Raw genomic sequence first — 15,079 nt, 5'->3', positions numbered from 1 at the left:
ATAGACGTCAGGACGTGTCGGGATGCTCCAGCACGTCGAAGGCGAGCCAGTGGAGGTCGTGCAGGACCTCGTGCACCTCGTTGGTGCGCCTTTTGGCCTGGAGCTGGCCGGGCGGGCGGCCCGGACGCAGCGGCCAGGCGCGGCGGGCAAGCCTCTTGTTTTGCGCGCCTGCGGCGTCCGGATTTCTGTTTTGCGCGCCTGCGGCGTCGCGGCCGGTCGCCTTCCTCGCCCGCCAGCGGGCGAAGCGTTTTGCCTGTGCGGGCAGGTCGTCGAGCGCGGACCGGAGCGCCTGGAGGCGCAGCGCCAGCCGGGTCGCGTCGAGCGGATCGTCCGGCGCGGGCGGGCGGCGGGGCGTAATGGGCGACGGCGCGGTGTAACAGGGGAACGAGATGCGCGGGACGCTGTTTGCTGCCGGCCGCCTCGGCCCGGGGCGGAAGGGCCTGAGCGGATCGAGCAGCGGCAGCGAGGGCCGGCGCGCGACTCGATGCCCATCCTCGACTGCTTCCCGCAAGGGGAAGCCTGAAAGGCGGGCGCCCGGCGGCAGATAAATGCCGGTGCCGCCGGGCTTGCTGAGGACGATCGACGCCGGTTTCGGCTTGCGCGGGCGCGGCGGCGGGAGCGTCACCACCAGCCCGCGCGCCAAAACGATGATCAGCCGCCGCACGGCGGATTCGGCGGGCCTGAGCAGCCGCAGGATCGCGCGGTGGAGATGGCGCGGGAGGGTCGGAGCGGGTTCTACCTCCTCCTTGAGGGGAGGTCGACGCGAAGCGTCGGGTGGGGGTTGCGGCGCTGCAATGACCCCCACCCGGCGGTCTGGCATATTGCCGGGGTCCCCGATTGCTCCGCAATCTCCCCGGCCTTCTCGGCCGACGGTCGAGCCACTGGCTCGACCGGAAGATCGGGCCTCGAAGCCCCTCAGGGGGGAGGTGAAAGAGTTCGTGAGCGCCGCCATGGCGACGAGCATGGCGACGATGCGCGTCAGCGCGTCGCGGTTCTTTTCGATTGCCAGGTTCCAGTCCATCGCCGTCCCTCCTTGCCGGGGCGGATGGATTTTAGCCCGGGGTTTTGGGGCGTGGATAAAGATGGGTGAGTTTGTGGAGGGGCGCGGCGGCCTCTATCTCCCCCCTTGCGGCGGGGTGAGCAGCCGGTTCGCGAAGCGAATTCGCCATGCCGGTGGCATGGTGAAAGGCCAGCGAACGCCGGGACGCTGCGAAGCAGCGGGGACCCGGCTGGAAAGCGATTTCAACATCTTAGCCGGAGCGACAGCGGAGGCTAAGTGCTGGAAATCGCAGGAGAGGGGGGCAACTGTTTCCACACTTCAGAGCCCCTCTCCTGCGTCGCGCGCTCGCCGGCCCCCCTCTCCGTCCGCTTCGCGGCCACCTCTCCCCACTTCGTGAGGGAGAGGATAGCGGAAAGCTTGGCGCCTATCCTCGCCCCCGGAACGGGGGAGAGGTGGCGAGGTCCGGAGGACCGAGGCGGAGAGGGGGCACGTCCTGCACCGTTGGCTCGCGGCAATAGCGTCACGGCATGGATCCCAGGGTCGCGCTCCGCTTCGCTGCGCTTGCCCTGGGATGACGAAGGAGGGCTACCCCCCGATCTCGACGGTGGCGGTGGTCTTGCCGACGCAGATGACGCAGCAGGTGGCGCATTGCCGGTCGCGGTCCGGGCCGACGCCCCAGGAGGCGCCGGCGTCGCCGTTGACCCACGCGCCCCAGCAGATCCTCTCGCCGGCCTCGCAGGTGATCGACACCGATTTTTTCATGCCCTTCTCGATCAGATAGACCTGGTCGTTGCCCGGCCACACCGTCTGGCGGCCGTACAGCTCGACCGCCACGTCGCCGGGATGCCGGTTGTCGATGAAGAACGCCATGCCATCGGCGGCGGCGGGCGTGGCGAACAGGAGGGCGATGAGGGCGAGGCGAATCATGGGGCGTCCCGGTGGGGCCAATTCCGACGTATCTTCTCAGCAACTTGCTGAGAGTCACGAAGCTCATGCTGCCAAATCCGAACTACGTGCCATCCACATTCGCCGAGATGCGCATTGACCGCTTGGTCGCGCTTAACATTTCGAGACAACTTCTCTGACCAGAATTGGGTGTTGGTTTCCGGAACCGAGCCATGAAGGGGGCAGCGATGCCAGAAGCAACCATCGACGAAGATCGCCAATCGCGGACCTCGAAACACAAAGTCAGGCTTTCCAAAAATTCTATAGTTTCGACGCCAGCCCGTGATCTTGTGTTCCCTTAGGATCGCTGCCAACCGAAGCTCAGTTCTTTTGTTGCCCGCGCTTCGGACAGCAGCCATGACCTCAGATCGTTTGGTCGGTGAGAAAACGTCCATCAGACCTACTTGTGTGCCGAAGTGCCAGCTAAGGCCTCCGCTATCTGAGAGGCATGTACCCGAATAAACTCTGGCGGTAGGGCATTGCCAACCATTAAGGCTATGGCCTGTTTCCCGCGCGCGACCGGGAAATGGTAGTCCTCAGGAAAAGTCTGGAGAAGCGCCGCCTCTCGCATTGTGATCGCTCTATCTTGATCAGGATGAAGGAAGCGTCCCTTTGATGGGTTGAAGCAACCGCTTGTAATGGTAGGTGCCACATCGTCCCACGCCATCCGGCCGTACACATCACCGAAACCATCGCTTTTAGTATGGCACGGGAGTTGGCGATCGTTCGGTAGGTCTCGGCGGCTACCTCCATCTCGCGGGATGTCACGAATAAGTTTCTGGACGCGCTCAGATCGAATCCTCTCCGGAAGATCGTGAAGGACATCTTTGCTATGACCTGGACGAGGAAGATCGCCGATGAACGTACGGACGGTCGTCCTCTTGGGGCACTCCTCCGCCAAGGCAACAGCTGACGTTTTGTTGCCAATCAAAATAAGACGACGCCTCCGCTGCGGCACCCCATAGGCAGCCGCATCCTTGACATCGAAGGTAAGCTTATAGCCTCGCCGCCGGAGATTGCGACACAGCGACTTAAAAAGACTATGCTCTCTTAGCCGAGGCACATTCTCCATCATGATGCTTTTTGGTTCAAAGGCGTCCACGAACCTGAGCATTTCCGAAATCAACTGGTTCCGCGGATCGCGATTCCTTTGACCGCCATTTCGCGTTCGCAGAGTAGAAAACCCCTGACATGGAGGGCAGCCGGCCAACAGGTCCAATTGGCCTTTCCTAAGGCCCAAAGTCTTACGGAACTTGTCAGGCGAGACCAACTGGATGTCGGACTTTAGTAACGCAACCGCTGGATGATTAAGTCGATACGTTTCAGCTGCGACTTCGTCTATTTCAACGGCTCCCAACACTTGAAAGCCAGCATGCTTTAAACCCAATGTGAGCCCACCGCAGCCCGCGAACAGGTCGATGGCTGTCAATCCTACTGGTGACGTTTCGTTCGGTCTGCTGCCCATTTGCTTACTCACACTGCAAATGCGAAAGCGTAAGACCCGTTGGGGAACCTTATCTGTGGCCACCACGACGGATTTTGGCCTGGTCCGCCAGAAGTTCGCAAAAGAAAAAGCGCAATTCGATCATCAGGCACCTGGCCTTGCTCGCCACCGGTAATAATGCCCTGTGTCTCTCGCCGGCGCTCATTTAGACCGCGATCTCGGTCTACGTACACGAACCCTTTTGTATGTTTAAGAAGCTTGCCTAGTTGAGCTACCGAAGATGCAACAGCAATTGGATTCCAAACGAGTTCAGACGTCGACGCATCAGGCATTGTCAAGCTAATGAGTTTCTCAATTTCGGCAATTGGGAGCTCAACGGCCTCCTTATCCTTAACTCCAGCGAGCATATCATCAATTCGCTTGGTATTGGCCTTCACGGTTGCATTTCGTAGAACCTGCGACGGGTTATAGTTTGAACCAGCCGTGTAAACGCCAACGGCTCCGGGAGCGAGGATGTTTTTCCGAGTCGCGCTAAGTCCACTCTCCACGTAGATGCCTCGAAAGTCCTCACCAGGGTGCTGTCCAATAAATTCCCTAAGGCTCGTTTCCATCTTATTGATCGCGCGAAAAACAGTGTGGAGCTGTCTGGGCAGAAAGAGCCTTAGGAGGCCAATATCCTTGCGTCGGTAGCCATACATTCGCGCATGCTGAAGGACCGTATCTGCTTGTGGATTTTTTGGATTTCGACCGTAGTAGCTGACCAGAAGATTTTTGATAGTCACTCCACGTCCGAGCTTGTTCCCGCCGACAAATAGATTCAACGGCGACCTGACCGCGACATCCTCATCGGTTTCACCATTCACCAATTTTACGGCGATGCCCGGAGAAAGGAACTCGATGTCGTCTACCAACTTGTCAAAGCTCACCCTTCCAAGGTCGCTATGCGTAGCCTTCAGGCTCACGTACACGGCCTGCAGTCGCGAAAGCACGCCCTGATCTCTCTTCTTCAGTAGACTTGTTAGGTCTAGTTTATACTTCAAAAGAACATTTACAATGTGATTGTGATCAGATTTTCTCGTACTTACATGACATAGAAACGCACAATTCTGATCGGCTTCTTTCATTCTTTTGTAGGTTGCGCCGACAACGAAGGTATCGAGCGCCTGTAAAAGTGATTTCGGTATCTCTAGTCTTGGGCTCGGCATTGGTCCGGGTGCAATTTTAGAAATGTCATTCAGGTCAAACTCGGTTACCAGAGTGGAGTTGGCAGAGAAAAAGTCGTCTCCCCCAACATAGTCGTGTCCCGGGTGGCTCAATACAGTGAACTTGGGCCGGTAGGCATGGTCTGGCGCTTGCAGGAACAACGCCTGAGGAGTGGCCGTTACCTGCAGATAAGTTGTCTTCTCGAAGAACGATCTAAGAGTGGTGATCTTATCATTGATGGGGCTTACCGAGCCATCGCCCTTGCTCGCTTTGGTATTAGGGGACGCCTGATCGGCCTCATCGTCAATCAATAGGCACGAAAGACCTTTGACGTTACCCTTTTGAAAATTCTGAATTAACGCGTCTAAGCGGCTACCATTCTTTGTCGCGACAATCGCGCAAGTGCCACCCTTAATTCTTCTTAGGAACGCCTCCGTGTCTTTGAAGTCAGGTTTGCCTAAAATGTCGATGCCCGGAAACGCCTCGCGAATGCGTCCGAGCGTTTGTTCATAAAGTGCATCGTTGTCGGACGTTAAGACGATTAATGTCCTATACCCTTCGTCGGCGCCCATCGCGCCGGTGACAGTTAACACACCTGTCTTGCCGCTCTGAACAAGGCCGTATACGAGACCGTTAGTTTCCTGCTTTCCGCCGCTGGTGGGATTGACCCATTTTTCTGAGACCTCTTTAGCGGTTTTGACTATATCCTTTACTTCGTTCTCGTTTCCGATCTGCTTCGTAAGCAGCGCGGTAATCTGTTCCAAATGCCTCACGTCCCACCCCCTCAACCATCTAAGACATGCGACCAATACGAGGGAGGGACTTTTCTAGCCAGGGAACCGCTCGGCCCTGACACCTCGTAATGCTCGCGATGTCCGCGCGCGCAAGAAATATGTATAGCTGATTCGGTCGGTGGGGCGATTAGTAGATATTCGTGCAGACGTACGGCTGCGATACCATCGTAGCCGCAGATAAGTCCAATCACAGATTCCGGCCGGCTCAGACGCTCGAGAGCCCGCTGTTCCTTCGCGGTAAAGGTGAAACCCCAAGGACTGCGATTCTTGGTACTATATTTTAGAAGGATAGGTAGAATACTATTCGCAATAAAAAATGGAGCGTCATAGGTCAGTCGGCTAACGCACCCGCCACTGACTAGCAGATGAAGTGCCGCACCTTCATAGAACTCCTGCTTCCTAATTGACAAAGCGACACCCGCCTCACGCAGCTTTCTGTCATCATGATAACACTAGGCGGGTCAAGTCATTCTGAACATAGATGATTTATCTTAATCCCCCATCTTCAGCGCCTGAATAAACGCCTCCTGCGGAATATCCACCTTGCCGAACTGGCGCATGCGCTTCTTGCCCTCTTTCTGCTTGTCGAGCAGCTTGCGCTTGCGGGTGACGTCGCCGCCGTAACATTTCGCCGTCACGTCTTTCCTCAGCGCCGAGATGGTCTCGCGGGCGATGACCTTGCCGCCGATGGCGGCCTGGATCGGGATCTTGAACAGATGGTGCGGGATCAGCTCCTTGAGCTTCTCGCACATGACGCGTCCCCGCTTTTCGGCCGCCGTGCGGTGGACGAGCATGGAGAGCGCGTCGACCGGCTCCTCGTTGACCAGGATCGACATCTTGACCAGGTCGCCCTCGCGGTAGTCGGTGAGGTGGTAGTCGAAGGAGGCGTAGCCCTTGGAGATCGACTTCAGCCGGTCGTAGAAATCGAACACCACCTCGTTGAGCGGCAGGTCGTAGACCAGCATGGCGCGCTTGCCGACATAGGAGAGGTCGGCCTGGATGCCGCGCCGGTCCTGGCAGAGCTTCAGGATCGATCCGAGATAATCGTCGGGGGTGAGGATGGTGGCGCGGATCCACGGCTCCTCGATCGAGACGATCTTCATCACGTCGGGCATGTCGGCCGGGTTGTGCAGCTCCTTCTGCGTGCCGTCGGTGAGGTTGAGCTTGTAGACGACGGAGGGCGCGGTCGCGATGAGGTCGAGGTTGAACTCGCGCTCCAGCCGCTCCTGGATGATCTCGAGGTGGAGCAGGCCGAGGAAGCCGCAGCGGAAGCCGAAGCCGAGCGCGGCCGAGGATTCCATCTCGAAGGAGAAGCTGGCGTCGTTGAGGCGCAGCCTGCCCATGGCGGCGCGCAGCTCCTCGAACTCGGCGGCATCGACCGGGAACAGGCCGCAGAAGACGACGGGCTGCGCCGGCTTGAAGCCGGGCAGGGCTTTCGCGGTCGGGCGCTTGTCCTCGGTGATGGTGTCGCCGACGCGGGTGTCGGCCACCTCCTTGATCGAGCCGGTGATGAAGCCGAACTCGCCCGGGCCGAGCTCGTCGACGGGAAGCTTGTTGGGGGTGAAGACGCCGGTGCGCTCGACGAGATATTTCGCGCCGGTGCCCATCATGCGGATGGTCTGGCCCTTCTTGAGCACGCCGTCGATGATGCGCACCAGCACGATGACGCCGAGATAGGGGTCGTACCACGAGTCGACCAGCATGGCCTTGAGCGGCGCCTTGGCGTCGCCCTCGCGCGGCGGCGGCAGGTCGTTGACGATGGCCTCCAGCACGTCGGGGATGCCCAGCCCGGTCTTGGCCGAGATCAGCACGGCGTTGGAGGCGTCGATGCCGATCACCTCCTCGACCTGCTCGCGGATGCGCTCGGGCTCGGCGGCCGGCAGGTCGACCTTGTTGAGGACGACGACGATCTCGTGGTTGTTGTCGATGGCCTGGTAGACGTTGGCCAGCGTCTGCGCCTCGACCCCTTGAGAGGCGTCGACGACGAGCAGCGAGCCCTCGCAGGCGGCGAGGCTGCGCGACACCTCATAGGCGAAGTCGACATGGCCGGGCGTGTCGATGAGGTTGAGGATATAGTCCTCGCCGTTCTTGGCGCGATAATTCAGGCGCACGGTCTGCGCCTTGATGGTGATGCCGCGCTCGCGCTCGATGTCCATCGAGTCCAAGACTTGTTCTTTCATATCCCGCGCGTCCAGCCCGCCGGTCGACTGGATCAGCCGGTCGGCGAGCGTCGACTTGCCGTGGTCGATATGCGCGACGATGGAGAAGTTGCGGATGTGGGAAATGGGTGTGGACATGGGCCGGCGCTTTAGCAGGCGGGTGGGAAGGCGGCAAGCGCGGGGGCGGGAAACAACCGGCGGCCGCCGGCATCGGTTCGCGGTCAAGATTTGCGACTAGAAATTGCATGACACAAATATAATGCAATTCAGGATTGACAAAGCCAAAAGAGGATAGGAGTATATTCCCGAGGGGGCACTCCATGTCTCGGTTGGGCGAACTCGCAAAGGGTGATCCGCGCATAACGGTGGCGGTGCTCGACGGTCCCGTCGATGCCGGCCATCCCTGCTTCCAGGGCGCGCTGCTGGAATTCCCGAACGGACAGCCGGAGTTCGATCCGCGCGACGCCGCGGCGAGGCACGGCACCCAAGTCGCCAGCATCATCTTCGGCCAGCCGGGCAGCCCGGTGGAGGGCATCGCGCCGCGCTGCCGGGGGCTGGTCATCCCGATCTTCGAGGATCGCGGGGCAAAAGGCCTCGCCTGCTCGCAGCTCGATCTCGCGCGCGCCCTGCTCGCGGCACTGGAGAACGGCGCGCACTTCATCAACATCTCCGGCGGCCAGCTTTCGCCGTCCGGCGCGACGGAGCCGATGCTGGCGCAGGCGATCGAGCGCTGCGCGGCGCGTGGCGTGCTGATCGTCGCGGCGGCGGGCAATGACGGCTGCGACTGCCTGCACGTGCCGGCGGCCGCACCGGGCGTGCTGGCGGTCGGGGCGATGGACGCGGCGGGCCAGCCGCTGGCGTCGAGCAACTACGGCGAGGTCTACCGCGGCAAGGGGCTGCTGGCGCCCGGCGACGACGTGCTGGCCGCGGCGGCGGGCGGCGGCGCCGAACGCAAGCGCGGCACGAGCTACGCGACGCCCTTCGTCACCGGCAACGCGGCGCTGCTGGCGTGCCTGCAGATCGCCAAGGGCCGGCCGCCCGACCCGCTCGCCATCCGCGCGGCATTGCTCGCCAGCGCCGCGCCCTGCCCGGACCCAGATGACGGGGAATGCCGCCGATTTCTGACCGGACGGATCGACGTGAACGCAGCCACCAAACTCATTCAAGGGGGAATTGTCATGACGGAAGACCTAACAACCCGATATCCCGGCATCGACACGGGCGCCGTGGCGCCGTCCGAGCCGCAGCCCTTGGCCCCACAGGCAGCGCGGGCAGCGCGGCCTGTGCCTGCCTTCGCATTGCCTGGCGGGGCGGCGGTTTTCCCCTCGGGCGAGGCAGCGCCGGATGTCGCGCCTTCGATGGCGGCGGAGCAGGCTACGATCGCCCCGTCCGACTGCGGCTGCGGTTGCGGCGGCAAGAAGGAGAAGCCGGCCGGCGCCGATTGCGGCTGTGGCTGCGGCGGCGCCAAGTCCGGCGCGACGGCGCCGAAGAAGCCGCAGCTCATCTACGCGCTGGGCACGCTCTCCTACGACTTCGGCTCGGAGGCGCGCCGCGATTCGATCGCGCAGGCGATGGCGGGTGGCAACCCGCTCTCGCCGCTGGAGTTCCTGGCGCATCTCGACACCAGCCCCGTGGGACGCCGCCGCGGTGATCTGGACGCTCAACCTGGACGCTACGCCGATCTATGCGGTGCATCCCGCCGGCGCCTTCGCGGAGGCCGGCTACAAGATCCTGCGCGATGCGCTGCGGGCGCAGATCCAGGAAGGAGCGGACATCGTCTCGGTGCCGGGCGCGGTCGGCGGCAACGCGACGCTGGAGTCCGGCCAGGTGCTGCCGCTCATCGTGCCGGCGCTCCGCGGCATGCACTACTGGGCGACCGAGCCGCTCGTCACCCATGTGCTCGGCGCGCGCCCGGCCGCGGCGGCGGAGCGGGCGAGTTACGACCGGCTGACTGCGGGGCTGAGCAACTTCCTCGGCCGCGTCTATTACGACATGCGCAACCTCGGCGTCACCGGCGAGGAGCGCGCGCTGAACTACGCTGCGACCAACGCCATCCAGATCGCCGCCGTCATCCAGGGCACCACCAGCGACGAGCTCGAGCTGGACACGATCGCTGTGAAGCGCAGCCCCGTCTGCCGGCCCGATTCGGAGTGCTACGACGTCGAGCTTTCCTTCTTCAATCCGAACAACACCAACACCGCCGACCGCGTCCACCGCTTCAGCGTGGATGTCAGCGACATCGTTCCGGTGACGCTCGGCGCGGTGCGCAGCTGGGCCAAGAGGGCGTGACCATGAAGACGGGCAAGAAGGCGAAGCGGCCAGCTGCATCTCGGACGGCCGCGAAACAACCTGCAGCCAGGCGGCCGGCCGCGAGGAGGGCGCGCAGCGCTTCTCCCGGGCTGCGCCTGCCGCGCCAGTCCGACCCCGTGGTGAGAAGGCTGTCCACCGCGCCGTTCCGCATCGGGATCGCCGCCGCGCAGGAATGCGTCGCCTGCCTGAGCGCTTGCGCCGCCCTGCCGCCCCCCTTGCGGACGGTCTGCGAAAGCATGTGCAGGTCGGCGTGCCGCGGCTGAACGGCGAGCGGGTCGTGCGAAATCCAAGAGGCATGGGTCAACGAAGAGGAGAACGAAATGAACTTTCCAAATCAAAGCCGGCCGGTGCATCGCAAAGCAGGGGTCGGATCGGCCGACACCGGCGTCGAGCCGTCGGGCTGCAATATCTTCAAGGCCGCCGGCTGCGCCATCGCGCTGGCGGCCTGCGGGGCGGTCTGCGTTACCGGCGCAGTGCCGGCTTGCGTGAGCTGCCTCGGCGCGCTCGGCGCTGGTTCTTGCATCGACTGCCTGTGATCATGATCGCGCATCGATCCGGGAGCGATGGCGCCGTCGTCTCGCGAGAGACGCAATCAAAGAGGCCGGCAACCCGGGCCGGCCGGACCAGAGGAGAAAGCGATGAACTTCCCAAACCAGGCCGTGCCGGTCGCGCGGCAATCCAACAAGTCTCGCTCGGCATCAGGGGGCCTGACCCCGTCCGCGGGCATTGAATGCCAGCTTTGCCACCTTGCCTGCGAGGCGATCGGCAATCCGCTCGCCAAGCAGGCGTGTCACATCGCCTGCGACCAGGCAGTTTGCTGAGCATCGAGCGTCCGTCAAGACACGCATTCGCGCCCACGGAGGGGCGGAACTCGGCGTCGGCCAAGGACTGATCCTGCCGACCAGCCAACACAGAGGAGAAAATATCATGAAGTTGCCAAGTCAAGCAAAACCCGTCGCCCGCCAGTTGAGCAAGGCGCTCGACCGCAGCGCCGCGCTGTCGCCTTCGGACTGCTGCGGCGCGGGGCGGTGCTGTGTCGGCGCCTGCCTGCCGTTCGGCGGCGGCTGCGCCGGTGTCTGCGTGCCGAACATCGGCCAGTGCTGACAGACGGCCGATTCGTCTGGACGTGAATCCGGCGCGTCGCCGTTGCGCCGGGTTCCCGCTGGCTCAGGCGGGGGCTGTATATTATGGTTCTAGGCCCGACCGGCCAGTTGCGCTAAGGCAAGATCCTGCTCCGCAACCCGCCGGGAGGATTGTTGCCATGTCGTCGAAGACCCTGATCGCGCCCTCGGTGCTGGCGTCGGATTTTTCGAAACTCGGCGACGAGGTCGAGGCGATCGACAGAGCCGGCGCCGACTGGATCCATCTCGACGTGATGGACGGGCATTTCGTGCCCAACATCACCTTCGGCCCGCCCGTCATCAAGGCGATCCGCGGGCGCACGAAAAAGCCGTTCGACTGCCACCTGATGATCGAGCCGGCCGACCCCTACCTGCAGGCTTTCGCCGAGGCAGGCTGCGACAACATCACCGTGCATGCCGAAGCCGGGCCGCATCTCGACCGCTCGCTGCATGCGATCCAGTCGCTCGGCAAGACGGCGGGTGTGGCCATCAACCCGTCGACGCCCGAAAGCGCCATCGAATATGTGCTCGACCGCCTTTCCCTGGTGCTGATCATGACGGTCAATCCCGGCTTCGGCGGCCAGAGTTTTATCCCGGCGGTCGTCGACAAGGTCAGGCGCGTGAAGGCGCTGATCGGCAAAAGGCCGATCAGGATCGAGATCGACGGCGGCGTGTCGCCGGAGACGGCGCCGCTGGTCGTGGCTGCCGGCGCCGACGTGCTGGTGGCGGGCGCCGCGGTCTTCAAGGGCGACGGCGTCGAGGCCTACCGCGTCAACATCGAGGCGATCAGGAGCGCGGCCGACAGCGCGCGGCGCTGACGGAGGATGCGATGGCGGAAATTGCGCCGGTCTGCGATTTCGGATGGAAGGCGGTGGATGCGACGCTGCCGGGCGTCGATGGCAAGACGCACCGCATCTTCGACCATGCCGGGCCGAACGGCCTGGTGGTGGCCTTCATCTGCAACCACTGCCCCTATGTGAAGGCGGTGATTGGGCGCATCGTGCGCGGCGCCGCCGACCTCGAGGAGCATGGCGTCGGCTTCGTGGCGATCAGTTCCAACGACGCCGAAGCCTATCCGGCCGATTCGTTTCCGGAGATGAAGCTGTTTGCGAAGCACAACGCGTTTGCGTTTCCTTATCTCCATGACGCGGACCAGACGGTCGCGCGGGCTTACAATGCCGCCTGCACGCCCGACTTCTTCGGCTTCAACGGCAAGCTGGAGCTGCAATATCGCGGCCGCCTCGACGCCTCGCGCAACCAGGCCGACCAGCCGGATCTTCCCCGCGATTTGTTCGAGGCGATGGTCGAGGTGGCGCGCACGGGACAAGGGCCGCGCGAGCAGGTCGCCTCGATCGGGTGTTCGATCAAGTGGAAGTGAGGGGCATTTTCATCCGCCGGCGCAGTGTCCTTCTCGCCGACCTTCGCTGCTCACCGCGTATGTCGGTTGGAAAGTGGGATCACATGGAACGCTTCCGCCGACCTGGCAACGCGCTCAGTTGAGGATGAGGCCGGAGTTGCGGGCGACCGCCGCCGCCTCACCGCGCGACCTCGCCTGCAGCTTGTCGAGTATCGCGGATATGTGATGGTCGACGGTCTTGGCCGAGATGAAGAGGGCGCCGGCGATCTGGCCGTTCGACCGGCCCTGGTCGATCAGCTTCAGCACGTCGATCTGCCGCTTGGTCAGACCCCAGGGATTGGAGCGCGTAGTCGCGCGCGGCCCGCGAGGAACAATCCTGATGCCGCCTTGCCGCAAAAGCTCGCGCACCCGCGCGCTAGCCGCCGCTGCACCGAGCGCCTCGAAAAGATCAAGGGCGCTGCGCTGCGCTTGGCCATCGCCCTCCAGCAGCGACAGCCCCTGCTCGTAAGGCGCGCCGAGCGCCTGCCAGCTTAGGGCGGCAGATCGCCAGTCGCCGGCGAAGACGAGGGCGAAGGGGCGCGGCATCCCGCCCATGTCCCCGGAAGTCGCTTCAGCGCCGAGCATCCTCTGCCACCAGAGCACATAGGCAATCATGTTCGCGTCGGAGGCCATCGATCTCGCCTTGTCGAGCAAGGCGAGCGCAGCCTCGCGATCTGAAAGGCCGAGCCAAGCGCGCTCGGCCATCAGCGCGGCATAAGGCGCGAACCGCTGCAGTTCCATGCCGGTTTCGAGATATCCGGCCAGTTCCCGAACGAGGTCATCGGCCGGATCGCCTCTGCGCGTGCGCACCTTCGCCAGCACAAGATTGGCCGGGTAGCGGGCCAGCGGAGCGGCGTCGTCATTCGCCCGGACCAACTCGGCGACCGTCGCGGCTTCGTCCAGGCGCCCCTGCCGCAGATGCACGTCGGCCAGCCAAGCGCGCATATAGTCGCGCCATGTGTCGAGATCGCGCTCGATGCAGTAGCCGATGCCCGCCTCGAGCCACGCCCTGGCCTCGGCATCCGCCAACAGATTGTATCCGAGGCAACCGCGATTGGTGTAGGTGCGGGCGGCATGTTCGGGGAAGTCGTTGGCCAGCGCCGTCTCCAGGCTTCGTTCCAGCCGGTCCCTGGCGTCCCCGGGACAGCGCCACTGGACGGCGGTGCCGATGTTGTTGAGCGCGTGGCAGACGATATCCGGCCGGTCGAGCGTGGCCGGCCCGGCAAGCGTGATCGCCTTGTCGGCCCAGGCAACGGCTGCGTCGGGGTCGTTTCCCAGCATGGCCAGTTGCGACATGTTGGAATAGGCCATGGCGAGCTCCGCCCCCGGCGGCAGCGGCTCCAGTACGTCGACGGCCTGCTGCCCGAAGCGGTCGGCGTCGGCCCGGTTGCCGTCGAGGTAGCTGAGACGCGAGAGCCATCTCAGGCTGTCGCCTTCGCGTACGATGTCACCCATCGCCCGGTAGAGGTCCAGGGCCGACTTCTGCCCGGACAGGGCCTCTCTGGTGCGGCCGATCAGATGGCATTCGAAGGCGAACCGTTCGTAGAGCGCGAGGCGCTCGTCCAACCCGAATGTGTTGGTATGCGCCAGCGCCCTCCTGAAGTGCTCGACGGCCTCACGGTGGGCGCCTAGGCGTGATGCCTCCTCGCCGGCGACCGGCGCGTATTTCCTGACGGCCGCTGCGTCGTTCGCCTCGTGCGCGTGGTGGGCAAGGCGCGTCGCCGCCACGCGCGCCTTCCTGAGCGCCGCCAGCGCGGCGGCGTTCAAGCCGCGGCGGCGTCCCGGAGCGAGTGCGCTCTCGATCGCGCGGCGGGCGACTTCGTGGCGGAAACAGCAAGCCTCGCCGGAGATGGTGAGAATCCCCACCGCCGCGCCTTCCTCGATCTCGGCAAGGCAATCTCGCCCGAGTGTGGCGTTGACGAAAGCAATCTCGGCCCGGCGCGGAAAGATCGAAACCGCGTCCAGCAGGCTGCGCGCCGCCGCCGAAAGCCGGTCGGCGCGCGCAAGCACGGCATCGTTGACCGAAGCGGGCAGGGCGCCGGCGCCGGCGGCGCGGATAAGCTCGGTTACGTAGAAGGCGTTGCCCGCGGTCAGGCGGTAGATCGCCGCCGCGTCGAGCATGGCCGCGCGGGCGAGATCGGCAACCGCTTCCTCCGTCAGCAGGGGCACGTCGATGCGCGCGACATTGTTTGCGGGAATGTCGACAAGGCAGCGTCTGAGGCGCGCGCGGCCCGCCGGCTCGTCGCTGCGGGCGGTGAGCAACAACAGGATGCGCGTGTCGCCGATGCGGCGGCCAAGGAAGCGGACGAAGTCGACGGTCGCGTCGTCCGCCCAGTGCAGGTCCTCTATCACCAGCAGGCTGGCGGACCCTTCCCGCTCGAAGCTGGCTCGCGCTTCCGAAAAGGCGGCGAGCCTGCCGCCGCGCGCGACGGCGCCTTGCAGGTCCCAGCCGGCGCTTCGAGCGATTTCCTGCAGTGGGCCGAGTGGCTCGGGGGTCGCGAGGTCCTCGCACGCTCCCCACAACACACGAACCTTCTCGCCCACCAGCTCCGCGAACGCGCGCGCCAGCACCGTCTTTCCGACGCCGACCTCGCCGCTCAGCGCCACGACCCGACCGTTGCCCCGCTCGGCGTCGGCGAGCATTGACTGGAGCCTGGCCATAAGATCCTGGCGCTCGAGCAGCTTCATGGCGCGAGAATAGCAGCGG

Annotated in this window: 12 protein-coding genes; 6 read left to right on the top strand and 6 right to left on the bottom strand. The window is 63.7% G+C overall.

Going from position 1 to position 15,079, the window contains the following annotated elements; genetic code table 11:
* Positions 1-7 precede the first annotated feature (7 nt).
* From ABLE71_RS04960 to ABLE71_RS04940, 5 genes are all read right to left on the bottom strand, one after another.
* A complete protein-coding gene (locus ABLE71_RS04960; RefSeq protein ID WP_348782244.1) occupies positions 8-1,021 on the bottom strand; it encodes a hypothetical protein in 1,014 nt (337 codons plus the stop codon).
* 564 nt (positions 1,022-1,585) lie between these two features.
* On the bottom strand, positions 1,586-1,927 hold the full coding sequence (locus ABLE71_RS04955) for a hypothetical protein (protein WP_348782243.1): 342 nt from the start codon (positions 1,925-1,927) through the stop codon (positions 1,586-1,588).
* 1,491 nt (positions 1,928-3,418) lie between these two features.
* The gene (locus tag ABLE71_RS04950) at positions 3,419-5,356 is read right to left on the bottom strand and encodes a Z1 domain-containing protein (protein ID WP_348782242.1); all 1,938 of its coding nucleotides are present in this window, start codon (positions 5,354-5,356) and stop codon (positions 3,419-3,421) included.
* Between the two features lie 521 nt (positions 5,357-5,877).
* Positions 5,878-7,683 carry a translation elongation factor 4 gene (gene lepA, locus ABLE71_RS04945; protein WP_348782241.1) on the bottom strand — a complete coding sequence of 602 codons (1,806 nt, stop codon included), beginning with the start codon at positions 7,681-7,683 and terminating at the stop codon, positions 5,878-5,880.
* A 128-nt stretch (positions 7,684-7,811) separates the two neighbouring features.
* Complete coding sequence (locus tag ABLE71_RS04940) at positions 7,812-8,711, bottom strand: hypothetical protein (protein WP_348782240.1); 900 nt, start codon at positions 8,709-8,711, stop codon at positions 7,812-7,814.
* A 412-nt stretch (positions 8,712-9,123) separates the two neighbouring features.
* Here ABLE71_RS04940 and ABLE71_RS04935 point away from each other — a divergent pair, with 412 nt between their 5' ends.
* The 6 genes from ABLE71_RS04935 (at position 9,124) to ABLE71_RS04910 (ending at position 12,354) form a co-directional block, all read left to right on the top strand.
* A complete protein-coding gene (locus tag ABLE71_RS04935; protein ID WP_348782239.1) occupies positions 9,124-9,834 on the top strand; it encodes a hypothetical protein in 711 nt (236 codons plus the stop codon).
* A gap of 341 nt (positions 9,835-10,175) precedes the next feature.
* The gene (locus tag ABLE71_RS04930; protein WP_348782238.1) at positions 10,176-10,391 is read left to right on the top strand and encodes a hypothetical protein; all 216 of its coding nucleotides are present in this window, start codon (positions 10,176-10,178) and stop codon (positions 10,389-10,391) included.
* Positions 10,392-10,493: 102 nt separating this feature from the next.
* Positions 10,494-10,676, top strand: a complete 183-nt coding sequence (locus ABLE71_RS04925) for a hypothetical protein (protein ID WP_348782237.1) — start codon at positions 10,494-10,496, stop codon at positions 10,674-10,676.
* Positions 10,677-10,782: 106 nt separating this feature from the next.
* Entirely contained in the window at positions 10,783-10,959 is a 177-nt protein-coding gene (locus tag ABLE71_RS04920; protein WP_348782236.1) for a hypothetical protein, read from the top strand.
* Positions 10,960-11,116: 157 nt separating this feature from the next.
* Entirely contained in the window at positions 11,117-11,794 is a 678-nt protein-coding gene (gene rpe / locus ABLE71_RS04915) for a ribulose-phosphate 3-epimerase (protein WP_348782235.1), read from the top strand.
* Between the two features lie 11 nt (positions 11,795-11,805).
* Positions 11,806-12,354 carry a thioredoxin family protein gene (locus tag ABLE71_RS04910; protein WP_348782234.1) on the top strand — a complete coding sequence of 183 codons (549 nt, stop codon included), beginning with the start codon at positions 11,806-11,808 and terminating at the stop codon, positions 12,352-12,354.
* A gap of 114 nt (positions 12,355-12,468) precedes the next feature.
* Here ABLE71_RS04910 and ABLE71_RS04905 read toward each other — a convergent pair whose 3' ends face one another.
* A complete protein-coding gene (locus tag ABLE71_RS04905) occupies positions 12,469-15,060 on the bottom strand; it encodes an AAA family ATPase (protein WP_348782233.1) in 2,592 nt (863 codons plus the stop codon).
* Positions 15,061-15,079 lie beyond the last annotated feature (19 nt).

The organism is Mesorhizobium sp. KR9-304 (assembly GCF_040049215.1).
Lineage (GTDB): Bacteria > Pseudomonadota > Alphaproteobacteria > Rhizobiales > Rhizobiaceae > Mesorhizobium_K.
This window is presented reverse-complemented; position numbering and strand designations above follow the sequence as displayed.

What these genes read in the sequence shown, in the direction of transcription:
- ABLE71_RS04960 (WP_348782244.1), bottom strand. Translation starts at nt 1,021, where the DNA reads ATGGACTGGAACCTGGCAATCGAAAAGAACCGCGACGCGCTGACGCGC.
- ABLE71_RS04955 (WP_348782243.1), bottom strand. Translation starts at nt 1,927, where the DNA reads ATGATTCGCCTCGCCCTCATCGCCCTCCTGTTCGCCACGCCCGCCGCC.
- lepA (WP_348782241.1), bottom strand. Translation starts at nt 7,683, where the DNA reads ATGTCCACACCCATTTCCCACATCCGCAACTTCTCCATCGTCGCGCAT.
- ABLE71_RS04930 (WP_348782238.1), top strand. Translation starts at nt 10,176, where the DNA reads ATGAACTTTCCAAATCAAAGCCGGCCGGTGCATCGCAAAGCAGGGGTC.
- ABLE71_RS04925 (WP_348782237.1), top strand. Translation starts at nt 10,494, where the DNA reads ATGAACTTCCCAAACCAGGCCGTGCCGGTCGCGCGGCAATCCAACAAG.
- ABLE71_RS04920 (WP_348782236.1), top strand. Translation starts at nt 10,783, where the DNA reads ATGAAGTTGCCAAGTCAAGCAAAACCCGTCGCCCGCCAGTTGAGCAAG.
- rpe (WP_348782235.1), top strand. Translation starts at nt 11,117, where the DNA reads ATGTCGTCGAAGACCCTGATCGCGCCCTCGGTGCTGGCGTCGGATTTT.
- ABLE71_RS04910 (WP_348782234.1), top strand. Translation starts at nt 11,806, where the DNA reads ATGGCGGAAATTGCGCCGGTCTGCGATTTCGGATGGAAGGCGGTGGAT.
- ABLE71_RS04905 (WP_348782233.1), bottom strand. Translation starts at nt 15,060, where the DNA reads ATGAAGCTGCTCGAGCGCCAGGATCTTATGGCCAGGCTCCAGTCAATG.